Source organism: Streptomyces sp. ATexAB-D23, from assembly GCF_000373645.1.
GTDB lineage: Bacteria > Actinomycetota > Actinomycetes > Streptomycetales > Streptomycetaceae > Streptomyces > Streptomyces castrisilvae.
In genome coordinates this window covers 164,937-186,767 of record NZ_KB892068.1, presented here as the reverse complement: position 1 = coordinate 186,767, position 21,831 = coordinate 164,937, and the positions used below count along the sequence as shown (strand labels likewise).

General features: G+C 69.4%; 25 protein-coding genes, 1 tRNA gene and 1 riboswitch. Of the genes, 16 read left to right on the top strand and 10 right to left on the bottom strand.

Annotation, left to right across the window (positions count from 1 at the left end; genetic code table 11):
* Nucleotides 1-47 precede the first annotated feature (47 nt).
* Entirely contained in the window at nt 48-380 is a 333-nt protein-coding gene (locus tag B082_RS0132165) for a hypothetical protein (protein ID WP_199783877.1), read from the top strand.
* Between the two features lie 74 nt (nt 381-454).
* Here B082_RS0132165 and B082_RS0132160 read toward each other — a convergent pair whose 3' ends face one another.
* Nucleotides 455-1,039 (bottom strand): isochorismatase family protein, encoded by a 585-nt coding sequence (locus B082_RS0132160; RefSeq protein WP_018555896.1) that lies wholly within the window; start codon nt 1,037-1,039, stop codon nt 455-457.
* Nucleotides 1,040-1,378: 339 nt separating this feature from the next.
* Nucleotides 1,379-2,707, bottom strand: coding sequence for a nicotinate phosphoribosyltransferase (locus B082_RS0132155; protein WP_026250412.1), 1,329 nt, complete (start codon nt 2,705-2,707; stop codon nt 1,379-1,381).
* A gap of 111 nt (nt 2,708-2,818) precedes the next feature.
* Here B082_RS0132155 and clpS point away from each other — a divergent pair, with 111 nt between their 5' ends.
* The 8 genes from clpS to B082_RS0132115 all read left to right on the top strand — a co-directional run bounded on the left by clpS (nt 2,819) and on the right by B082_RS0132115 (nt 8,538).
* Nucleotides 2,819-3,124: an ATP-dependent Clp protease adapter ClpS gene (gene clpS / locus B082_RS0132150; protein ID WP_018555894.1), complete on the top strand. Its 306-nt coding sequence runs from the start codon at nt 2,819-2,821 to the stop codon at nt 3,122-3,124.
* 53 nt (nt 3,125-3,177) lie between these two features.
* Nucleotides 3,178-3,762 carry a DUF2017 domain-containing protein gene (locus B082_RS0132145; protein ID WP_018555893.1) on the top strand — a complete coding sequence of 195 codons (585 nt, stop codon included), beginning with the start codon at nt 3,178-3,180 and terminating at the stop codon, nt 3,760-3,762.
* A gap of 164 nt (nt 3,763-3,926) precedes the next feature.
* Nucleotides 3,927-5,366 (top strand): amino acid permease, encoded by a 1,440-nt coding sequence (locus tag B082_RS0132140; protein ID WP_018555892.1) that lies wholly within the window; start codon nt 3,927-3,929, stop codon nt 5,364-5,366.
* Between the two features lie 91 nt (nt 5,367-5,457).
* Nucleotides 5,458-5,889 (top strand): Mov34/MPN/PAD-1 family protein, encoded by a 432-nt coding sequence (locus B082_RS0132135; protein ID WP_018555891.1) that lies wholly within the window; start codon nt 5,458-5,460, stop codon nt 5,887-5,889.
* Between the two features lie 133 nt (nt 5,890-6,022).
* A complete protein-coding gene (locus B082_RS40335) occupies nt 6,023-6,148 on the top strand; it encodes a putative leader peptide (RefSeq protein WP_018555890.1) in 126 nt (41 codons plus the stop codon).
* A 118-nt stretch (nt 6,149-6,266) separates the two neighbouring features.
* Nucleotides 6,267-6,545, top strand: a complete 279-nt coding sequence (locus B082_RS0132125; RefSeq protein ID WP_018555889.1) for a MoaD/ThiS family protein — start codon at nt 6,267-6,269, stop codon at nt 6,543-6,545.
* The gene (locus B082_RS0132120) at nt 6,545-7,495 is read left to right on the top strand and encodes a PLP-dependent cysteine synthase family protein (protein WP_018555888.1); all 951 of its coding nucleotides are present in this window, start codon (nt 6,545-6,547) and stop codon (nt 7,493-7,495) included. The genes B082_RS0132125 and B082_RS0132120 overlap by 1 nt, the downstream gene beginning before the upstream one ends.
* Nucleotides 7,496-7,785: 290 nt before the next feature.
* Complete coding sequence (locus tag B082_RS0132115) at nt 7,786-8,538, top strand: MBL fold metallo-hydrolase (protein WP_018555887.1); 753 nt, start codon at nt 7,786-7,788, stop codon at nt 8,536-8,538.
* Nucleotides 8,539-8,621: 83 nt separating this feature from the next.
* Here B082_RS0132115 and B082_RS0132110 read toward each other — a convergent pair whose 3' ends face one another.
* Together B082_RS0132110 and B082_RS0132105 are read right to left on the bottom strand one after the other, a co-directional pair.
* A complete protein-coding gene (locus tag B082_RS0132110; protein WP_018555886.1) occupies nt 8,622-9,872 on the bottom strand; it encodes a PTS transporter subunit EIIC in 1,251 nt (416 codons plus the stop codon).
* A 261-nt stretch (nt 9,873-10,133) separates the two neighbouring features.
* A complete protein-coding gene (locus B082_RS0132105) occupies nt 10,134-11,447 on the bottom strand; it encodes a PTS transporter subunit EIIC (protein WP_018555885.1) in 1,314 nt (437 codons plus the stop codon).
* Nucleotides 11,448-11,669: 222 nt separating this feature from the next.
* Between B082_RS0132105 and B082_RS0132100 the strand changes: the two genes are divergently transcribed.
* The 4 genes from B082_RS0132100 (at nt 11,670) to rdgB (ending at nt 13,939) form a co-directional block, all read left to right on the top strand.
* Nucleotides 11,670-11,903 (top strand): glucose PTS transporter subunit EIIB, encoded by a 234-nt coding sequence (locus tag B082_RS0132100; protein WP_018555884.1) that lies wholly within the window; start codon nt 11,670-11,672, stop codon nt 11,901-11,903.
* A gap of 244 nt (nt 11,904-12,147) precedes the next feature.
* Complete coding sequence (gene rph, locus B082_RS0132095; RefSeq protein WP_018555883.1) at nt 12,148-12,885, top strand: ribonuclease PH; 738 nt, start codon at nt 12,148-12,150, stop codon at nt 12,883-12,885.
* 113 nt (nt 12,886-12,998) lie between these two features.
* Complete coding sequence (locus B082_RS37170; protein ID WP_018555882.1) at nt 12,999-13,304, top strand: hypothetical protein; 306 nt, start codon at nt 12,999-13,001, stop codon at nt 13,302-13,304.
* A 32-nt stretch (nt 13,305-13,336) separates the two neighbouring features.
* Entirely contained in the window at nt 13,337-13,939 is a 603-nt protein-coding gene (gene rdgB, locus B082_RS0132085) for an RdgB/HAM1 family non-canonical purine NTP pyrophosphatase (RefSeq protein WP_018555881.1), read from the top strand.
* A gap of 40 nt (nt 13,940-13,979) precedes the next feature.
* On the opposite strand, the gene B082_RS0132080 is transcribed toward rdgB, so the two are convergent.
* From B082_RS0132080 to bcp, 5 genes are all read right to left on the bottom strand, one after another.
* Nucleotides 13,980-14,063: transfer RNA gene (locus B082_RS0132080), tRNA-Leu, on the bottom strand.
* Nucleotides 14,064-14,123: 60 nt separating this feature from the next.
* The gene (locus B082_RS0132075; protein WP_018555880.1) at nt 14,124-14,786 is read right to left on the bottom strand and encodes an HNH endonuclease; all 663 of its coding nucleotides are present in this window, start codon (nt 14,784-14,786) and stop codon (nt 14,124-14,126) included.
* Nucleotides 14,783-15,445, bottom strand: a complete 663-nt coding sequence (locus B082_RS38500) for an HNH endonuclease signature motif containing protein (protein ID WP_078622709.1) — start codon at nt 15,443-15,445, stop codon at nt 14,783-14,785. Before B082_RS38500 ends, B082_RS0132075 begins: the two co-directional genes overlap by 4 nt.
* A gap of 150 nt (nt 15,446-15,595) precedes the next feature.
* Nucleotides 15,596-17,092 (bottom strand): glycine betaine/L-proline transporter ProP, encoded by a 1,497-nt coding sequence (gene proP, locus B082_RS0132065; RefSeq protein ID WP_018555879.1) that lies wholly within the window; start codon nt 17,090-17,092, stop codon nt 15,596-15,598.
* Between the two features lie 202 nt (nt 17,093-17,294).
* Complete coding sequence (gene bcp, locus B082_RS0132060) at nt 17,295-17,762, bottom strand: thioredoxin-dependent thiol peroxidase (protein ID WP_018555878.1); 468 nt, start codon at nt 17,760-17,762, stop codon at nt 17,295-17,297.
* A 128-nt stretch (nt 17,763-17,890) separates the two neighbouring features.
* On the opposite strand from bcp, the gene B082_RS0132055 reads away from it, so the two are divergent.
* The 3 genes from B082_RS0132055 (at nt 17,891) to B082_RS0132045 (ending at nt 19,254) form a co-directional block, all read left to right on the top strand.
* The gene (locus B082_RS0132055) at nt 17,891-18,211 is read left to right on the top strand and encodes a DUF3618 domain-containing protein (RefSeq protein WP_018555877.1); all 321 of its coding nucleotides are present in this window, start codon (nt 17,891-17,893) and stop codon (nt 18,209-18,211) included.
* A gap of 93 nt (nt 18,212-18,304) precedes the next feature.
* Nucleotides 18,305-18,643, top strand: a complete 339-nt coding sequence (locus tag B082_RS0132050) for a GroES family chaperonin (RefSeq protein WP_018555876.1) — start codon at nt 18,305-18,307, stop codon at nt 18,641-18,643.
* Between the two features lie 176 nt (nt 18,644-18,819).
* Nucleotides 18,820-18,894, top strand: a riboswitch (guanidine-III (ykkC-III) riboswitch).
* A gap of 39 nt (nt 18,895-18,933) precedes the next feature.
* Nucleotides 18,934-19,254, top strand: a complete 321-nt coding sequence (locus tag B082_RS0132045; RefSeq protein ID WP_018555875.1) for a DMT family transporter — start codon at nt 18,934-18,936, stop codon at nt 19,252-19,254.
* 13 nt (nt 19,255-19,267) lie between these two features.
* Here B082_RS0132045 and B082_RS0132040 read toward each other — a convergent pair whose 3' ends face one another.
* Complete coding sequence (locus tag B082_RS0132040; protein ID WP_018555874.1) at nt 19,268-21,682, bottom strand: transglycosylase domain-containing protein; 2,415 nt, start codon at nt 21,680-21,682, stop codon at nt 19,268-19,270.
* Nucleotides 21,683-21,831 lie beyond the last annotated feature (149 nt).

Genomic DNA, 21,831 nt, shown 5'->3' with positions numbered 1-21,831 from the left:
TGTTCACTTTCTTATTGACACGATGTCTCACGGGGGAGCGCGGAAGTATGGCAGGCGGAGGATTCAGCAAGTTGCCGAACGGCAGTGTGGTCGTCGCGATCACCCTGCCGAGACCGGCGGAGTGCGCGGCGGGGGGCACCCCGGTCCGCGTCCTGGTGCACGCGGGCAACCGGGCGCGGGCCCTGACCAGGCTCCGCAACCTGGGTTTGCGCGCCGTCTACCTGCGCGGCAACGCCGAGCCGCCCACCCCGGACGAGATCACCGCCGTCCTGCACCACCCGGACGGCCTCCTGTGGCGCGCGAGACCGGAGCGGGCCCAGGAGCTCTGGCACCCCATCCGCGCCCTCCTGCGGCCCGCCGTGGCGGCCGGACAGGGCTGAGAGGGCCTTCCCGGGCCCCCGGCGGGGCTGTCGCCCGCCGGGGACCCGGACAGGGCCGAGGGCCCCGCGGCCGCTCAGACCACCGGCTCGCCGGTCAGCGCCACGCCCGCGCCGCGCATCTCGTCCAGCGCCCGGTCCGTCGTCGCCTCGGCGACGCCCGCGGTCAGGCCGAGCAGCACCCGCGTGGCGAAGCCCTCACGGACGGCGTCCAGCGCGGTGGCCCGCACACAGTGGTCGGTCGCGATGCCGACCACGTCGACCTCGCGGACCTCCCGCTCGCGCAGCCAGGCGGCGAGCCCCGTGCCGTTCTCGTCCAGCCCCTCGAAACCGCTGTACGCGGCCGCGTGCGCGCCCTTGTCGAAGACCGAGTCGATCGCCCCCGAGGCGACCGCCGGGGCGAAATTGGGGTGGAAGCCCACGCCCTCCGTACCGGCGACGCAGTGCGGCGGCCAGGAGCGCTCGAAGTCCGGCTCCGACGAGAAGTGGTCACCGGGGTCGATGTGGTGGTCCCGGGTGGCCACCACGTAGCGGTAGCCGGGCCGGCTCTGGCCGATCAGGTCCGTGATGGCGGCGGCGACATCGGCACCCCCCGCCACGGCGAGGCTCCCGCCCTCACAGAAGTCGTTCTGAACGTCCACGACGATCAAGGCGCGGTGCATGCTGGGTGTCCTTCGGTGGGGGAGCGAGCGGTGGTCACGAGGTGACGGGGGTGGCTTGAGCCTAGGGATTCGGGCGCCGCAATCAAGCGCCCGGGGAAAATTCGGGCCCGCCCGCACCAAACCGGTCCGGGCCGCACAAAATCAAGCCGGCCGCGCAAACCGGGCCGGGCCGCGCACATTCGAGCCCGTCCGGCGATTGAGGACAGAGCGGCCATCCGGACGCACCCGGGCGACGGCACGCCGCACCCGGGCGACGGCACGCCGCACCCGGCCCCCGGCACGCCGCACCCGGCCCCCGGCACACCGCGCCGGCCCCCGGCACACCGCCCCGCGCCGCCCTCACACGTACTCCGTGGGCAGCACCGGCTCCCCCCGGGACAGCTGCATCGCCGACATCGGCAGCCCCGCCCGTGCCGCGATGTGCCGCTCCCGTGCCTCGTCCAGCGGCTCACGCGCGACCACCTCGCCGCCCTTGACCAGCTCCACCAGCAGCTGCTGCCCGGCCAGCTCGTCGGGGACCGGTCCGGTGCCGATCACCTCGGCCTCGGCCACGCCCTCCTCGTCCAGCCGGCGTGCCGCCCACTTGCGGCCGCCCTTCGAGGACTTCGAGCCCATCGACTTCTTCGCCACCGGCCGCAGCTCGTCCGCCGGATCGGCCGAGGCCGCGCGGGCGACCAGCTTGTAGACCATCGAGCACGTGGGGTGCCCACTGCCGGTCACCAGCTGGGTGCCCACCCCGTACGCGTCCACCGGCGCCGCCGCCAGCGAGGCGATGGCGTACTCGTCCAGGTCCGAGGTGACCACGATCTTCGTCTCCGTGGCACCCAGCTCGTCCAGCTGCTGGCGCACCCGGTGGGCCACCAGCAGCAGGTCGCCGGAGTCGATCCGTACCGCCCCCAGCTCCGGCCCGGCGATCTCGACCGCCGTACGCACCGCCTCCGTCACGTCGTACGTGTCCACCAGCAGCGTCGTGCCGCGCCCCAGCGAGTCGACCTGGGCGCGGAACGCGTCGCGCTCGGAGTCGTGCAGCAGGGTGAAGGCGTGGGCGCTCGTCCCGACCGTCGGGATGTTGTAGCGGAAGCCGGCGGCCAGGTCGGACGTGGTGTCGAAGCCGCCGATGTACGCCGCCCGGGACGAGGCCACCGCCGACAGCTCGTGGGTGCGCCGCGCGCCCATCTCGATCAGCCCGCGCCCGCCCGCGGCCGCCGACATCCGGGAGGCCGCGGCGGCGATGGCCGAGTCGTGGTTGAGGATCGAGAGGATCACCGTCTCCAGCAGCACGCACTCGGCGAAGGAGCCCTCGACCCGCAGGACCGGCGAGCCCGGGAAGTACACCTCGCCCTCCGGGTAGCCCCAGATGTCGCCGCTGAAGCGGTAGTCGGCCAGGTAGTCCAGGGTCGGCCCGTCGACGACGTCCTGGTCGCGCAGGAAGCCGAGCATCTCGTCCTCGAAGTGGAAGTTCTCCACCGCGTCCAGGACCCGCCCGGTGCCCGCGACGACGCCGTAGCGCCGCCCCTCGGGCAGCCGGCGGGTGAATGCCTCGAAGACCGAGCGCCGGTCGGCGGTGCCGGCCTTCAGCGCGGCCTGCACCATCGTGAGCTCGTACTGGTCGGTGAAGAGAGCTGTCGACGGCACACCGACCCGTCGCCCAAGGTCCGCAGAGTTCATGCCGGGGATGCTACCCCTATTTCGTCAAAGTGACGAGATGGGGGTCCGGGGCCGGGCGCGGCGCGGGGGCCGTTTGTGCGATGGGCCACTGCGAGTGGCAGCATGGGGTAGGTGAGTGTCGCCCCCGTAGAGATCGAACGTCCCGAATCGGCCGAGGAGAACCTCGTCGTCCCCGAGCCCGACGTCCCCTGGGTGACGCTGGTCCACAACGACCCGGTCAACCTCATGAGCTACGTGACCTATGTCTTCCAGGCCTACTTCGGCTACTCCAAGGACAAGGCGCACAAGTTGATGCTCGACGTCCACCAGAAGGGCCGCGCCGTCGTCTCCAGCGGCAGCCGCGAGGAGATGGAGCGCGACGTCCAGGCCATGCACGGCTACGGACTGTGGGCCACGCTCACCCAGGACCGCAACTGACCCGCTCCGCACCGCCCCCGTCCGTCCCGCCCGACCACCAACGGAGACACCCCATGGCCGGCCACTTCGAGGCCACCCCCGGCGGCGGCGCGGCCGTCGCGCTCGACGAGGTGGAGATCGCGATCCTGCGCTCCCTCGCCGTCCAGCTGCTGGAACTCATCGGCCCCGGCGACGAGCCCGCCGAGGGCGAGGACCCGCTCGCCGCGCTGTTCACCGAGGGCCCCAGCGAGCCGCCCGCCGACCCGGCCCTGGCCCGCCTCTTCCCCGAGGCGTACGGCGACGAGGACGACGAACTGCGCGCCGCCTCCTCCGAGTTCCGCCGGTTCACCGAGAACGACCTGCGCACCCGCAAGCGCGAGGACGCCCTCGTCGTCGTCCGCACACTGGACGCGCTCACGCCCGCCGGGGACAAGGCCGCCGTGCTCACCCTCACCGCCGACGAGTGCCGCAACTGGCTCGGCTCCCTCAACGACCTCCGCCTCACCATCGGCACCCGCCTGGAGGTCTCCGACGAGGACGAGGGCGACGAGGGCTCGCTGTACCGGCTCCCCGACAGCGACCCCCGCAAGCCCATGGTCATGGCCTACCTCTGGCTCGGCGCCCTCCAGGAAACCCTGGTCGAGACCCTGATGCGGTGACCGGGCGCGCCCGCGTCACCTGAACGGCCTTTCCCGCGGCGCCCGAACCGCCCCGCCCGCCTTTACTTGTGGTGTCCGCCACAAAACGTCCGCCGGACCGTCGTTGTGCCCGACCCGGTCCGCGGCCGAAAGGCGCGGACCGGCGTGGAGAAAGGCGCAGCCACATGACATCGGCGCAGATCGACGACAAGGAGCCCGACGGCCCGCACGCCGCGGTCGCGGATACCGCCACCTCCGCCGAGGGATACCGAAGAGCCCTCGGCGCCCGCCAGATCCAGATGATCGCGATCGGCGGGGCCATCGGCACCGGCCTCTTCCTCGGCGCCGGCAAGGCCATCGCCAAGGCCGGACCCAGCCTCGTCCTGGCCTACGCCGTCGCCGGCCTGGTCATCTTCTTCATCATGCGGGCACTGGGCGAACTCCTCATGTACCGCCCGGTGTCCGGCTCCTTCTCGGAGTACGCCCGCGAATTCATCGGCCCCTTCGCCGGATTCGTCACCGGCTGGACGTACTGGCTGTTCTGGGTCGTCACCGGAATCACCGAAGTCACCGCCGCCGCCCAGTACATGACCTTCTGGTTCACCATTCCGCAATGGGTGTCGGCCCTCCTCTTCACCGTCATCCTCTACGCCGTGAACCTCATCTCCGTCAAAGTCTTCGGAGAACTGGAGTTCTGGTTTTCGATGGTCAAGGTCACCGCCATCGTCGGCATGATCCTCATCTGCGCCGGAATCCTCACCCTCGGCTTCTCCGACGCCGGGGACACCGCGAGCGTCACCCACCTGTGGTCCGCCGGCGGCTTCTTCCCGCACGGCATCAAGGGCACCCTGATGACGCTGCAGATCGTGATGTTCGCCTTCCTCGCCGTCGAACTCGTCGGCGTCACCGCCGGCGAGTCCAAGGACCCCCGGACCGTCCTGCCCAAGGCCATCAACACCGTGCCCTGGCGCATCGCCGTCTTCTACGTCGGCGCGCTCGTCATGATCCTCGCCGTGGTGCCCTGGACCGAGTTCTCCGACGGCGTCTCCCCGTTCGTCCAAGCCTTCGAGAAGATGGGCCTCGGCATCGGCGCGGGCATCGTCAACTTCGTCGTCCTGACCGCCGCGCTCTCCTCCTGCAACTCCGGCATGTACTCCACCGGCCGCATGCTCCGCGACCTCGCGCTCAACGGCCAGGGACCGGCGCTCTTCACCCGGCTCACCCGCGGCGGCACCCCGCTCATCGGCACCACCTTCTCCGCCGCCCTCATGCTCGTCGGCGTCTGGATCAACTACCAGTGGCCCGGTGAGGCCTTCACCTACGTCGTCTCCTTCGCCACGATCTCCGGCATGTGGGCCTGGATCATGATCCTCATCAGCCAGCTCCGCTACCGCCGCCTCGCCGACCGCGGAGTCCTTGCGCAGTCCGCCTTCCGGGCCCCCGGAGCCCCGTACACCAGCGTCTACGCCCTGGCGTTCATCGCCCTGGTCATCGTCATGATGGCCATCGACGAGGACACCAGGATCTCGCTGTACTGCGCCCCGCTCTGGGCGCTGATCCTCGGCGTCTCCTACCTCGTCCTGAAGTCCCGCGACCCGCAGGGCAAGGCATTCGTCCGCCGCTGAGCGACCCGCCCCCACCAGGGCGTTCCCATGATACGGACCCCCGCGTACCACCCCTCGGTACACCGTGGCCCGTCGTCCTATCCTGGGCGCCATGCTGACCATCACCCAGACGCTCTACGACCAGATCGTGGCGCACTCCCGCGCCGACCACCCCGACGAGGCCTGCGGCGTCGTCGCCGGGCCCGTCGGCTCCGGCCGCCCCGAACGCTTCATCCCCATGCTGAACGCGGCCCGCTCGCCCACGTTCTACGAGTTCGACTCGGCGGACCTCCTCAAGCTCTACCGCGACATGGACGACCGCGACGAGGAGCCCGTGATCGTCTACCACTCGCACACCGCGACCGAGGCCTACCCCTCGCGCACCGATGTCACCTACGCCAACGAGCCCGGCGCGCACTACGTCCTCGTCTCCACCGCGGACGCCGACGACGCGGGCCCCTTCCAGTTCCGCTCGTACCGCATCCTGGACGGCGAGATCACCGAGGAGGAAGTCCACGTCGTCGAGGCGTACCCGGCCGCCTGACCCCGCCCGCACCGCCTCCGCAGGGCCCGGACAGGGCCGCCGCACCCCGGCCCTGTCCACCCAGCGAACACCGAACATCCACCAGGTGAGATCACACTCCGAATCCCCGACCGGGAATCGATACGATGACCGCATGGTTCCCCATGACGTGAGTGACAAGACGCCGGGCACGCTGCTCGTGGCGCGCCTGCACGTCGACCTGTGCCGCCTCTCCAGCGCCATCTGTACGAACCACCGGTCAGCCGGCCGCGAGGCCTGAGCCCGGTCCCGGCGCCGCCCGGCCGGGCGCCACACACCACGCACCGACCCCCGCGCGGGGGCAGAGCCGCGCGCCCCACGCCCACCGCCACCACTCCGCTTCGACAGGAGCCCACGCCATGGCCATCGAGGTCCGCATCCCGACCATCCTCCGCACCTACACCGACGGCGCCAAGGCCGTCGAGGGCAACGGGGACACCCTCGCCGACCTCTTCACGGACCTGGAGAGCCGCCACACCGGCATCCGTGAGCGCATCGTCGACGGCGAGCAGCTGCGCCGCTTCGTCAACGTCTACCTCAACGACGAGGACGTCCGCTTCCTCGACGGCATCTCCACCAAGCTCAACGACGGCGACAGCATCACCATCCTCCCGGCCGTCGCCGGCGGCATGAACTGATGCGCTTCGACAGCCCGCTCGCCGCAGTGGGCAACACCCCGCTCGTCCGCCTGCCGCGGCTGTCACCGTCGGACGACGTCCGCATCTGGGCCAAGCTGGAGGACCGCAACCCCACCGGCTCGATCAAGGACCGCCCCGCGCTCCACATGGTCGAGCAGGCGGAGAAGGACGGCCGGCTCACCCCCGGCTGCACCATCCTCGAACCCACCAGCGGCAACACCGGCATCTCGCTCGCCATGGCGGCCAGGCTCAAGGGCTACCGCATCGTGTGCGTGATGCCGGAGAACACCTCCCAGGAGCGGCGCGACCTGCTCGCCATGTGGGGCGCCGAGATCATCTCCTCGCCGGCCGCGGGCGGCTCCAACACCGCCGTCCGCGTCGCGAAGGAACTGTCGGCCGAGCACCCGGACTGGGTGATGCTCTACCAGTACGGCAACCCGGACAACGCGGGCGCCCACTACGCCACGACCGGGCCGGAGATCCTCGCCGACCTCCCCTCCATCACCCACTTCGTCGCGGGCCTCGGCACCACCGGCACCCTCATGGGCGTCGGCCGCTACCTGCGCGAACACGTCGAGGACGTCAAGATCGTCGCCGCCGAGCCGCGCTACGACGACCTCGTCTACGGCCTGCGCAACCTGGACGAGGGCTTCGTCCCCGAGCTCTACGACGCCTCGGTCCTCACCACCCGCTACTCCGTCGGCTCCGCCGACGCCGTCACCCGCACCCGCGAACTCCTCCAGCAGGAGGGCATCTTCGCGGGCGTCTCCACAGGGGCGGCACTGCACGCCGCGATCGGCGTCGGCAACAAGGCCGTCAAGGCCGGCGAGAGCGCGGACATCGTCTTCGTCGTCGCGGACGGAGGCTGGAAGTACCTGTCGACAGGCGTGTACACCGCACCGACGACGGAGGCGGCGATCGCCACCTTGCAGGGGCAGCTCTGGGCGTAGCGCGCTCGCGCACGTCGTTCACCCCGGACGCCGGGGACCGGGACCACATCGGTCCGGGTCCCCGGCGTCCGCCGTTTCGGGAAGGGCGGGCAAGGGGACGTGCCCGCCGCAGACGCACCCCACCCCCCCGCCACCCGAACCGGTGACACCACAGGTGAGTTCCCCCACAACGGCACTCCCCGAAGGAGCGACCAGCTCTTTCGCGCCTTACGCTCAACAAACCGCATCGCCCCGCAAGAACCGCACCGCACGAACCCTCCCCGTTCCCACGTCTCGGAGGTTCACGCTCCATGAAGCTCACCGTCGTCGGCTGCTCCGGCTCGTTCCCCTCCGCGGGATCGGCATGCTCGAGCTACCTCGTAGAGGCCGACGGCTTCAGGCTGCTCCTCGACATGGGCAACGGAGCCCTCGGCGAGTTGCAGCGTTACATCGGTCTGTACGACCTCGACGCCATCTTCCTCAGCCACCTGCACGCCGATCACTGCATCGACATGTGCGCGTACTTCGTCGTCCGCTACTACCCCCACGGCGGCGACCGCCCCGCCCGCATCCCGGTCTACGGCCCCGACGGCACGGAACAGCGGCTCACCACCGCCCACGCCGACACCCCGTCCGACCACGCGATGGGCGAGGTCTTCGACTTCCACACCCTGAAGCCGGGCTCGTTCGACATCGGCCCCTTCGCGGTGCGTACGGAGAAGCTCTGCCACCCCGTGGACACGTACGGCATCCGCATCGAGCACGGCGGCTCCTCGCTCACGTACTCCGGGGACACCGGCACCTGCGAGGCGCTGGACGAGCTGGCCGAGGGCACGGATCTCTTCCTCTGCGAGGCGTCGTTCGTGCACGGCAAGGAGGACATCCCGGACCTCCATCTCAACGGCCGGGAGGCCGGCGAGCTGGCCGAGCGGGCCGGAGTGGGGCGGCTGGTGCTCACCCACATCCCGCCGTGGACCGACGCGGAGCGCAACCTCGCCGACGCCCGCGAGATGTTCACCGGGCCGACCGAGCTCGCCGCGCCCGGCGCGGTCTACGAGGTCTGAGAGTTCGACGCGGACACGGCGAAGCCCCTCACCTTCCCCGGAAGGTGAGGGGCTTCGCCGTGTACGAGGGTGCCGACCGGTGCTTACGCCTTGGTCAGGTCCTCGATCTCCTCCTCGGGCTCACGGCCCGGGGTGGTGAGGTTGAACTTGATGATCGCGAAGCGGAAGGTCACGTAGTAGATCACCGCGAAGACCAGGCCGATCGGGATGATCATCCACGGCTTGGTGGCGTGGGTCCAGTTCAGCGCGTAGTCGATGAAGCCGGCCGAGAAGTTGAAGCCGGCGTGCACACCGAGGCCCCAGGTGATGGCCATCGACGCGGCGGTCAGCACCGCGTGCAGGACGTACAGGATCGGCGCGATGAACATGAACGAGAACTCGATCGGCTCGGTCACACCGGTGACGAACGAGGTCAGCGCGAGCGAGACCATCATGCCCATCACGGCCTTGCGGCGCTCGGGGCGGGCGCAGTGCGCGATGGCGATCGCGGCGGCCGGCAGGCCGAACATCATGATCGGGAAGAAGCCGGACTGGAACATACCGGCGGCCGGGTCACCGTTCAGGAAGCGCGGGATGTCGCCGTGGATGACCTCGCCGGCGGAGTTGGTGAAGTCACCGAGCTGGAACCAGGCGACGGTGTTCACGAACTGGTGCATGCCGATCGGGATCAGACCGCGGTTGACGCCACCGAACAGGGCGGCGCCGCCGGCACCGAGGCCGGTCATCCACTCACCGAAGTTGGAGATGCCGTTGCCGATCGGCTCCCAGACCAGACCGAAGAAGACACCGACGACGATGCCGACGAAGGCCATGATGATCGGGACCAGGCGGCGGCCGTTGAAGAAGCCGAGCCAGTCGACGAGCTTGGTGCGGTGGAACCGCTGCCACAGGATGGCGGCGAGCAGACCCATGATGATGCCGCCGAGGACACCGGGATCGTTGTAGGTAGCCGCGACGTCCTCGCCCTTCTGGACCACCACTTCGGTGACCGGGAAGGCTTCCAGGACCTTGCTGTAGACGAGGAAACCGACGAGCGCGGCGAGCGCCGTCGAGCCATCGGCCTTCTTGGCGAAGCCGATGGCCACGCCTATGCAGAACAGGATCGGGAGGCTGCCGGTGATGGCATCGCCCGCGTTGTTGAAGACGGCGGCGACCTTGTCCCAGCCGAGACCGTCCTTGCCGAAGATGTCGTCCTGGCCGAGCCGCACCATGATTCCGGCGGCGGGCAGCACAGCGATCGGCAGCTGAAGGCTGCGCCCCACCTTCTGCAGGCCCTGGAACAGGCCGGAGCTCCGCTTCTTCGCGGGGGCCGCCGAAGCGGTGGCCGTACTCATCAACTTCCTCCAGTAAGCAAGGCGCCGCCGGGGACAGGGGGTTTGGGTGGGCGGCGACTCGGGAACGTGACGCGGGGACGCCACGTGGTCTGGACCACTGAGTGGTGTAGACCAGTTGTAGCACGGTGAGGGTTAGATAAGGAACCTGCGATTTCCGACTACTTCGCAGCAGCTACCGCGTACGGACCGTGACACGCGAAAGGCCCCCGGACCACAAGGTCCGGGGGCCTTTCCTGAGGGGTTGGCGACCCCTTTGACCAGCTACTTCGTGAGGTTCTGCTCGATCTCCTCCTCGACCTCCTCGGGCTCGCGGCCCGGTGTCTGGAGGTTGAACCTGGTGATCGCGAAGCGGAAGATCACGTAATACACGACGGCGAACGCCAGCCCGATCGGGATGATCAGCCAGGGTTTCGTCGCCAGACTCCAGTTGATGACGTAGTCGATCAGGCCCGCCGAGAAGCTGAAACCGTCCTTTACGCCGAGCGCCCAGGACACCGCCATCGACACACCGGTCAGCACCGCGTGGATCGCGTACAGAATGGGCGCGACGAAGAGGAACGAGTACTCGATCGGCTCCGTGATTCCCGTCACGAACGACGTCAGACCGACCGAGACCATCATGCCCGCCACCGCCTTGCGCCGGTGCGGCTTCGCGCAGTGGTAGATCGCCAGCGCCGCCGCCGGCAGCGCGAACATCATGATCGGGAAGAAGCCCGTCGTGAACTGACCGGCCGTCGGGTCACCCGCCAGGAACCGGTTGATGTCACCGTGCACGACCGTCCCGTCCGGCTTCGTGAAGTCACCGAACTGGAACCAGACGAACGTGTTCAGGAACTGGTGCATGCCGATGACCAGCAGCGCGCGGTTGGCGATGCCGAAGATGCCCGACCCCAGCCAGTTCAGGTCCACCAGCCACTTCGAGAAGCTGATCAGACCGTCACCGATCGGCTGCCACAGCCAGGCGCACAGCGCGGCGAAGAGCAGACCGACGAACGCCATGATGATCGGGACGAGCCGGCGGCCGTTGAAGAAGCCCAGCCAGTCCACCAGCTTCACCCGGTGGAACCGCCGCCAGAACCAGGCCGCCATCAGACCCATCACGATCCCGCCGAACACCCCCGGGTTCTGATACGCCGCCGGAGTCACCGTCGCGTCGCCCGCGACACACGTACCGAACCAGACACCGCCCGAGACGAACGTCGACCCCTCGTCGCAGTCCACCGGGAACGCGTGCAGCACCGCGTAGTACACAAGGAAGCCCGTCACGGCGGCGAGCGCCGTCGAACCGTCCGCCTTCCGCGCCATCCCGATCGCCACACCGACGCAGAACAGCAGCGGGAGCCCGAGCCCCGAGTCCAGCAGCGCACCGCCCGCCGCCGCGAACACCTTGGCCACATTGGTCCAGCCGAGGCCGTCGTCGCCGAAGACGTCCGGCTGGCCGAGCCGGTTGAGAATACCGGCCGCCGGCAGTACGGCGATCGGGAGCTGAAGGCTGCGCCCCATCTTCTGGAGGCCCTGGAAGAGGCCGTTCCACCACCGCTTCTGTGGGATGGCGGCTTCGCTGCTGGAGCTCATCGGCGTCCTCCCGGAACAAGCCTCATTTGGCGGTCGTTGCAGACTGGTGTAGACCAGTTGCGGTACGGTGCGGAGCCCGCTCACAGGGCAGGGCGCCGGTGATCGTCATCATTGGTGACGACCGGGGCGCTCGCTAGCGAAGTTGGGCCAACCGTGAGCTACCGTGACGAAACGGACCCACGGTGGGCCGTCGCATGTACGTGAAGAACCAGGGAGAAGGCCATGGCCAGCAAGGCTGAGAAGATCGTCGCCGGGCTCGGCGGAATCGAGAACATCGAAGAGGTCGAGGGCTGCATCACCCGCCTGCGCACCGAGGTCCACGACGCGAGCAAGGTCGACGAGGCCGCGCTCAAGGCCGCCGGCGCCCACGGCGTCGTCAAGATGGGCACCGCGATCCAGGTCGTCATCGGCACCGACGCCGACCCGATCGCGGCCGACATCGAAGACATGATGTGACCCACCGCTGAACCCGTCGGCCCTCCAGGCCGACACCGCCGGACCCCGCCGGCCACACCGGCCGGCACCCCGCAGGCCCCGCCCCGACCAGGGCGGGGCCTGCGGCGCGTGCCGCCCCGCCGACGCACCCCGCACCCCGGCGGGCACGCGCCCCGCACACGCCACCACCCACAACCCCGAGCCCGCGTACGCACCACCCCCGCACCGGAATTCACGCCTCCCCGCACCCGCTAGGCTCGACGCCATGTCTCGTATCGACGGCCGCACCCCCGACCAGCTCCGCCCCGTCACCATCGAACGCGGATGGAGCAAGCACGCCGAAGGTTCCGTACTCGTCTCCTTCGGCGACACCAAAGTCTTCTGCACCGCCTCCGTCACCGAAGGCGTACCGCGCTGGCGCAAGGGCAGCGGCGAAGGCTGGGTCACCGCCGAATACTCCATGCTGCCCCGCTCCACCAACACCCGCGGCGACCGCGAATCCGTACGCGGCAAGATCGGCGGCCGCACCCACGAGATCAGCCGCCTCATCGGCCGCTCCCTGCGCGCCGTCATCGACTACAAGGCCCTCGGCGAGAACACCATCGTCCTGGACTGCGACGTCCTCCAGGCCGACGGCGGCACCCGCACCGCCGCCATCACCGGCGCCTACGTCGCCCTCGCCGACGCGGTCGCCTGGGCCCAGGGCAAGAAGATCATCAAGGCCGGCCGCAAGCCGCTGACCGGCACCGTCGCCGCCATCAGCGTCGGCATCGTGGACGGCACGCCGCTCCTCGACCTCTGCTACGAGGAGGACGTACGCGCCGAGACCGACATGAACGTCGTCTGCACGGGCGACGGCCGCTTCGTGGAGGTCCAGGGCACCGCCGAGGCCGAGCCCTTCGACCGTACGGAACTGAACGCGCTGCTCGACCTCGCCACCGCCGGCTGCGTCGACCTCGCGCGCTTCCAGAACGACGCCCTGGCCACCACCCTCGGCGCGTAGCCCCCCCGCCCCGGAGCAACCAACTCCCCCTCCCACGGCGTCGATACGCATACGGGCGCACGGGTCGAACCGTGCGCCCGTCCACGTATCCGCACCCGGGGAGGGACCACACCATGGCCGCGCGCCACCGGCACCACCGCACCGCACTGGCCGTCACCGCCGCGCTCATCACCGTCACCGCGGCGGCGGGCTGCGGCGCCCTCGACAAGACACTCGACTGCGTCCGCACCGCCGACGCCATCGCCACCAGTGTCGACAACCTCCAGCGGGCCGTCGCCAACGCCTCCAGCGACCCCACCCAGGCGTCCGAGGCCCTGGACGAGATCCAGAAGGAACTGGGCAACCTCGGCGACAAGACGGACAACGCCGACCTCATCACCGACGCCGCCAAGGAGATAGGCAAGGTCTGCACCCCGTGAGCGATCGGGACGGACACGGCGATAATCGACCCATGACCCGTCTCATCCTCGCCACCCGCAACGCCGGCAAGATCACCGAACTCCACGCGATCCTCGCCGAAGCGGGCCTCACCCACGAACTCGTCGGCGCCGACGCGTACCCGGAGATCCCCGACGTCAAGGAGACCGGCGTCACCTTCGCCGAGAACGCCCTCCTCAAGGCCCACGCCCTCGCGCAGGCCACCGGCCACCCCGCCATCGCCGACGACTCCGGCCTCTGCGTGGACGTCCTCGGCGGCGCCCCCGGCATCTTCTCGGCCCGCTGGTCCGGCACCCACGGCAACGACCGCGCCAACCTGGACCTGCTCCTGGCCCAGCTCTCCGACATCGACGCCCCCCACCGCGCCGCCCACTTCGCCTGCGCCGCCGCCCTCGCCCTCCCCGACGGCACGGAACGCGTGGTCGAGGGCCGCCTCACCGGCACCCTGCGCCACACCCCCGCCGGCGGCTACGGCTTCGGCTACGACCCGATCCTCCAGCCCGACGGCGAAACCCGCACCTGCGCCGAACTGACCCCATCCGAAAAGAACGCGATCAGCCACCGCGGCAAGGCGTTCCGGGCGCTGGCCCCGGTGGTGGGGGAGCTGGTGGGGTGAAACGATGATGGGCCGCCCCGGAGGGCGGCCCATCATGTTGTGCGGCCGGTGGGATTCGAACCCACACAGGATTTCTCCCAGATGCCCCTAAAACACCCGCCGATACCAGTTTGGCTACGGCCGCGTAGCTAATCTCAGCTTACTGCCCTCCACGGAGAGAGTGCAGCGGGTATCGGACAGTCCTTCAACGCCCCGGGTTGGTTCCGCCCCTGCACCAGGTGCGGGTCACCGCGTGGCAGTTCGGGCACAGAAGTCGCAGGTTCTCTCTGCGATCGTCACTCCAGTCGCCGCTGATGTGATCAACCTCCAATGTCATGGGCTTGCCCAGCCAGACCGTGCCGGTTCCGCACTCGGCACACACTTCGGGGACGCCGACTTCGCGAAGGGCACGCCGCAGCAGCGCAGTCTTCGTGCGGTGTCGGCCGTCGTGCTGCACCAGGATGCGGTCAGCGGGCTTCAGCGGGGTGGTTCCGACCCGTCCCCGCTGATGTCCTTGCCCCAGGAAGTGCGTGATGGTGAGCCCGTCCTCGGCAAGCCAGGCGTGCAATTGCTTCCGCTGGCTCGCGTTGTCCGTGCGGCCCAGCCGTCTGAAAGTGTCGGCGATGGAAACGGCCGAGGTCACGGCAACCGCGAGTTCCGTTGTTGAGGGGCGTTTCCCCGCTCTGCGGTAGGTGCGGCGGGGAAAGTGGGACACGTCGATCCCGAAATGGTCGAAGCGGTCGAACAGATAGCTACTGAGTCGACCGTAAGGGGGAGTGCCCAGGAAGTTGATGACCTCCTGGATGTTGGCGCACTTGTCCGCGGCTTCGGCCAGCAGTTCCCGTGTGTAGCGGCCGCCCGAACTCATTGGTTCTCGCTCTGCGTCGGTGTGCGCCGCCCCTTGCCGCGACCTCGGTATGCGTCGGTCGTCGAGTGGCAATTGGGGCAGAGCAGCCTCAGGTTCTCCAGTCGGTTGTCGCGCCACCTGCCGTTGATGTGGTCCACCTCCAACGTGAGCGGATGGCCGCGCCACATGGGTAGTGTTCCGCAGCCGGCGCACCGATCCGCGATGCCGAGGGCCTTCATCGCGGCTTTGAGGCGGACACCGGGAATGCGGCGTGCATGGGGTGCATCATCCACGGTCAGCAGTTGCTGGGGTGAGCGTCGGCGCTGTGGGAGAGCCGCTTGTGACGGTTGGACGAAATGGGAGGTGTCGAGGCCGTACGACTTGATCCGACGGCTGATGTTCGTGTGGTGTCCGCCGACCAAGTCGAGTCCGAGGCGCCGCAGTACCTCATGCACGCTGTTTGACGCAGCGACGACGGGTTCAAGGACGTCCTTGGTCCAGCGGGCCCCCTCGCGCTCGAAGTGCCTGGTGTCCAGACCCATTTTCCGCATCCGTTCGCGCAGGTAGCCCCGAGTGCGACTGTTCGGGTCGACCCCGAGTTTCATCAACGCTTCGGACAGCGTTCGCGACGATGAGGCAGCCTCCGAGAGCCGCTCTCGTGTGTAAGGGCTGACTGACACGTTCCCCTCCGCATCCGGCCACCCGTTCGCGGCCTCGTACGGATCAACGAACCGAATATCGGAGGGTCACGTCCGATATCCGACAAGATGTGGAACGGCCCGTACCGCTTCGAGGGGAAGCCGTACGGGCCGCAGGTGGGGCAAGCGGGGTCAGAACTTCGGGTCCGGGGTCTGGGAGGCGACCAGTTCTTCCGCTTCCTCCGTCGTTTCCACCGACGGCGGGGAGCCCGCCAGGGGCTTGTTGGCGGTCTCCTTCATGCAGGCCACCGCGATCACGCCGACCAGGGCCGCCGCCATCGCGTAGTACGCCGGCATCAGGTTGCTGCCCGAGAGGCTGATCAAGGCCGTGATCACCAGCGGGGTCGTACCGCCGAAGAGCGACGCGGAGAGGTTGTAGCCGACCGAGAGGGAGCCGTAGCGGACGTTCGTGGGGAACAGGGCCGGGAGGGCGGCGGACATCGTGCCGAGCATGCAGACCAGGGAGAGGCCCAGCATGAGCATGCCGATGATGATGGCCGGGATGCTGCCCTGGCGGATCAGGAGGAAGGCCGGGAGGGAGAAGATCAGGAAGCCCAGCATGCCGGTCATCAGCAGGGGCTTGCGGCCGAAGCGGTCGGAGAGCTTGCCGATCTGGTTGATGATCAGCATCAGGAAGACCATGACGCCGAGCAGGATGAGCAGCCCGTGGGTCTCGCTGTAGCCGAGCTCGTCGGAGAGGTACGTCGGCATGTACGACAGCAGCATGTAGTCGGTGATGTTGTACGCGCCGACCAGGCAGATGCAGAGGATCAGCGTCGGCCAGTAGTCGCGGAAGATCTTGGCGAGGTCGCCCTTGGCCGTCGTCTCGACGCTGTCCGCCGCCTCCGTGGCGTGCGCGGTGCCGCCCTCCAGCTTCTGGAAGGCCGGCGTCTCGTCCAGGCGCAGTCGCAGGTAGAGGCCGACGAGGCCGAGGGGGCCCGCGACGAGGAAGGGGACGCGCCAGCCCCAGGACTCCATCTGGGCGTCGCTGAGCAGCGCGTAGAGCAGGGTGACCAGGCCGGCGGCGCCCACGTAGCCGGCGAGGGTGCCGAATTCGAGGAAGCTGCCGAAGAAGCCGCGCCGCTTGTCGGGGGCGTATTCGGCGATGAAGGTCGAGGCCCCGCCGTACTCGCCGCCCGTCGAGAAGCCCTGGAGCATGCGGAAGAAGATCAGCAGGACGGCCGCCCAGACGCCGATCGTCTGGTGCGAGGGGATGAGGCCGATCGCGAACGTGCCGATCGCCATCATGATCATGGTGAGGGCGAGGACCTTCTTGCGGCCGATCTTGTCGCCCATGGGCCCGAAGAACATGCCGCCGAGGGGGCGCACGAGGAAGGCGACCGCGAAGGTGGCGAAGGAGGAGAGGAGCTGGGTGGTGTCGTTCCCGGACGGGAAGAAGACATGGCCCAGGGTGGCGGCGAGGTAGGAGTAGATGCCGAAGTCGAACCACTCCATGGCATTACCGAGTGAAGCCGCCTTGACCGCGCGCTTGACCGCCTGGTCGTCCGTGATGGTGATGTCCGTACGGCGCAGCTTGGGGTTCTGGCGCTTTCGGATGGCACGGAACAGGGCGGGGTGGCGTTTGACCGCTTCGGGGTCGGCCGCCTGGTGGGGGTCGGAGGCCGCCATGGCCGGTTCCTTTCCTCGGCGAGTGTTTCAGGAAAGGCTTCTGCGCGGACATGGCGGTCGCAAACCGATTCGGCGAAGGATTGGGATGTCCATCACACGATTTCGGCCGTTCGGCCCAACGGTTCGGCTGGTGCCGGACCGCTCGGGGCCGCTCGGGGCCGCTCGGGGCCGCTGGGGGCCGTTCCGGGCGAATGGGCGGATCTCAGATCTTGAGGTCCTTGATGATCTTGGCGACGTGGCCGGTGGCCTTCACGTTGTAGAAGGCGTGCTCGACCTTGCCGTCCTCGTCGACGACGACCGTGGAGCGGATGACGCCCGTCACCGTTTTGCCGTAGAGCTTCTTCTCGCCGAAGGCGCCGTACGCCTCCAGCGTCTCCTTGGCGGGGTCGCCCACCAGGGTGACCTTGAGGTTTTCCTTCTCGCGGAACTTGGCGAGCTTCTCCGGCTTGTCGGGGGAGACGCCGATGACGTCGTAGCCGGCGTCGGCGAGGAGGCCGAGGTTGTCGGTGAAGTCGCAGGCCTGCTTGGTGCAACCGGGGGTAAGTGCGGCGGGGTAGAAGTAGACGATGACCTTGCGGCCCTTGTGGTCCGCGAGCGAGACGTCGTTGCCGTCGGCGTCGGGGAGGGTGAAGGCGGGGGCGGTGTCGCCGGGCTTGAGGCGCTCGCTCATGGTTCTCCTCGTTGGTACGTGGGGTGTACGGGACCGAGGGTAGTAGGGGGTGCCGCCGGGTGCGGGGGCGGTGGAACTGACAGACTGTCGATGAAGGTTTACCGGACGAGGACCACGGAGGCGGCGCGGTGTCGGATGCCAGGACCCCTGCGCAGATCGAGGCGGACATCATCAGCAGGCGCGAGCAGCTTGCGGTGGTACTCGATGAGATCGGGGTGCGGGTGCACCCGAAGACGATCATCGGTGACGCGAAGGCGAAGGTGGCCGGGACCGTGGACCGGACGGCCGGGCGTGCGTACGTCGCGGTGAACCGGGCGGTGTCGGATGTGAAGGCGCAGTTCGTCACGGCGGAGGGCTCGCCCCGGCTGGAGCGGGTCATTCCGGTGGCGCTGCTTGCGGTCGGCGTGGTGGGTCTGGTCGTGGCTTCCGGGCGGCGCGGCAGGCGTTGACGGGCTCTCGGGCCCGTTCGGCGGATCTTCGCGGGCCTGCCGGACGGGCCCCTCGCGCGCACGGCCGGGCGGTGGCCCGGTAGGTTGCGGGGCGTGAGCGAGAACACCGACGACAAGCTGCCCATCCGGATGCTGCACGACCGTGTGCTGGTCCGGTCCGAGTCGCCCGAGGGCGAGCGGCGTTCCGGCGGCGGCATTCTGATTCCCGCGACGGCCGCGGTCGGCCGTCGGCTGGGGTGGGCCGTGGTGGTCGCGGTGGGGCAGAACGTGCGGACGGTCGAGCCGGGTGACCGGGTGCTGTTCGACCCGGAGGACCGGGCGGAGGTCGAGGTGCGGGGCGTGGCGTACGTGCTGATGCGTGAGCGCGATCTGCATGCGGTGGCCGCGGACCGGTTCGAGGGTTCGGAGGATTCGACCGGGTTGTATCTGTAGCCCGGCGCGGTCCGTGCCGGTCCGTGCCGGTCCGTGCCGGTCCGTGCCGGTCCGTGCCGGTCCGTGCCGGTCCGTGCCGGTCCGTGCCGGTCCGTGCCGGTCCGTGCCGGCCCGTGCCGGTCCGCGCCGGTCCGCGCGGAGAGGCTCTGAGGGTCCGGTGACCGTTGTCACCGGGCCCTTTGCCTGTTTTTTGCTACGGTGGACGCACCCGACGAGACGCGCCGTACCGGGTTTCGCAAAGACGACGCACCCGTGTTGTTCGCGTGTTCTGTCTCGTCGGAGGTGCTGTCGTGGCGTGGGTTCTGCTGGTCGTCGCCGGTCTGCTGGAAGTGGCCTGGTCGATCGGGATGAAGTACACCGAGGGGTTCACCCGGTTGTGGCCGAGTGTGTTCACCGGCCTGGGGATCGTGGCGAGCATGCTGTTGCTGTCGCATGCGGCGCGGACTCTGCCGATCGGTACGGCGTACGGGGTGTGGGTCGGGATCGGCGCGGCGGGTGCGGCGGTGCTGGGGATGGTGGTGCTGCACGAGCCGGTGACGGCGGCCCGGATCTTCTTCGTCTGTCTGCTGCTGGTGGCCGTGGTGGGGCTGAAGGCCACGTCGGGGCACTGACGGCCGCCTGGTCCTAGGGTCGGCCGGTGGGGGCCCTCGTGCCCTGGGGGCCTTCGAGGAAGCCGCCGGTCTCGCCGTTGCCGCCGCCCCCGTCGTCGTTCCCGCCGGTGTCTCCGCCGCCGTTCCCGCCCCCGTCCGCGCCGCCGGTGTCCGTACCGCCGTCCGTCGTGCCGCCGTTGCCGGTGCCTCCGGCGGGGGTGTCGGTGGTGCCGGGGGTGGTCTGCGGGGTGGACGGAGTGCTCGGCCGGGTGGTGGACGGGGAGCGGGTGGGGGAGTTGGAGGGGCGCCGGCCGGTCTCGCCGGGTGCGGTGTCCTCCTCGGTGGGCAGCGCGGTGTCGTCCGTGCCGCTTTCCAGGTCGAGGTCGAAGTCCTCGGCGGGGGTGCCACGCAGGGCGGCTCCGGTGTACTGGGCCCAGGTTTCGGCGGGGGCGCCGCCGCCGTTGACGCGGGGGAGTCCGAGTGCGCCGTAGAGGGGTTTCTGCGCGCCGGTCTCCGGGTTCTGGCCCATGACGGCGATGACGGTGGCCAGGTCGGGGGTGTAGCCGGCGAACCAGGCGGCCTTGTCCTCTTCGGCGGTGCCGGTCTTGCCGGCGGCGGGGCGGCCCGCGGCCTGGGCGGCGGTGCCGGTGCCGCCGTCCACGACGCTGCGGAGGATCGAGGTGGTGGTGTCGGCGGCCTCGCGGCTGACGGCCTGTTTCACCGTGCGGCCGGGGAGTGTGACGCTCTCGCCGTTCTTGGTGATCTTGGTGACGAGGACGTGGTCGCCGTGCTTGCCGTGGTTGGCGAGGGTGGCGTAGGCGTCGGTCATGTCCAGGACGCTGGCGGTGGCGGGGCCGAGGGCGATGGAGGGGGAGGCGGTGAGGTCGGGGGTGTCCTTGGGGATGCCGAGTGCGATGGCGGTCTGCTTGACCTTCTCGGGGCCGACGTCCTCGGCCATCTGGGCGTAGACGGCGTTGACGGACTTGTCGGTGGCGGTGCGGACGGTGATGGGGCCGTAGTCGACGTCGTCCTCGTTGGCCGGGTCGTAGCCGGTGGGGCCGTCGGGGCCCTGGACCATGCGCTTGTTGGTGCCGTCGTAGATGGTCTCGGGGGTGATGCGGCGGCCGTCGCGGGTGGTGGAGTCGTTGGCGACGGCGGAGGTGAAGACGAACGGCTTGAAGGTGGAGCCGACCTGGTAGTCGCGGCGGGTCGCGTTGTTGACGTACTGCCGGGTGTAGTCGATGCCGCCGTAGAGGGCGACGACATGGCCGTTGGCGGGGTCGACGGACGCGCCGCCGACCCGGACGTTGCGGTCGGCGTCGCGGTCCTGGTCGGTGCGGGACATCACCTTGTCGTTCACGGCCTTGACCAGGGCGTCCTGGTTCTTCTTCTCCAGTGTGGTGGTGATGCGGTAGCCGCGAGTGGCGAGGGTCTTCTCGTCCAGGATGTCGCGGTCGACGAGGTAGTCCTCGACGGCCTGGACGATGTAGCCGCGCTGGCCGGAGAGGCTGTTGGCGGGCTTGACGGCGCCGGGGGTGGGGAAGGTCAGGCCGGCGCGTTCGCCGGCGCCGAGCCAGTCCTCCTTGACCATGCCGTCGAGCACGTAGTTCCACCGGGCGACGGCCGCGGCCTTGTTCTCGGGGTGGGTGACGACGTCGTAGGCGCTGGGGGCGTTGAGCAGGGAGGCGAGGTAGGCGCCTTCGGCGGTGGTGACGTCGCCGACGTCCTTGCTGTAGTACGCCTGGGCCGCGGCCTGGATGCCGTAGGCGTTGCGGCCGAAGTAGCTGGTGTTGAGGTAGCCCTCGAAGATCTGGTCCTTGGACTGTTCGCGGTTGAGCTTGATCGCGATGAAGAATTCCTTGATCTTGCGGACGACGGTCTGTTCCTGGCCCAGGTAGTAGTTCTTGACGTACTGCTGGGTGATGGTCGAGCCGCCCTGTTTGCCCTTGCCGGTGACGGTGTTCCAGCCGGCCCGGAACATCGCCTTGATGTCGACGGCGCGTTCGGAGTAGAAGTCGCGGTCCTCGGCGGCGAGGACCGCGTGCTGGACGGTGCGGGGGACCTGGGCGAGCTTGATGTTCTCCCGGTTGACGTCGCCGTCGCGGGCGATGACGCTGCCGTCCTCGTAGAGGTAGACGTTGGACTGGGCGGTCGCGCTGGCGTTGGCGGCGGGGATGTCCACGAGCTGGTATCCGGCGATGAAGCCGCCGACCAGGATCAGGGCGATGAGCAGGACGCCGCCGAGGACCATCCGCCAGGTGGGGACGAGCCGCCGCCAGCCGGTGCGCTTGGGGCGCTTGGTCTTCGGGGGTTTCTTCCCGCCGGTTCCGGCGGGTGCGTCCCGGTCTTCGGGGGCGGGGCCGGGGGCGGCAGCGTCGGCCGGCAGGTCCCTGGGGGCCCAGCCCCCGGGGTTGGAGTCCCCGTTCTGCTGCTGTGGCTCGTCGCTCATGTCGGTGCAGACTCCTCGGCCGCGGTCAGTTCCCCCATACTGCCCCCTTCTGTCGCATAAGCCTCGGAATAACCCTCGGATCGCCCGCCGAAAAGCGGTCGCGACGCCCGGTCCGGCCGGACTAGGCTCTTGCGCTTTGGTGTCCACGC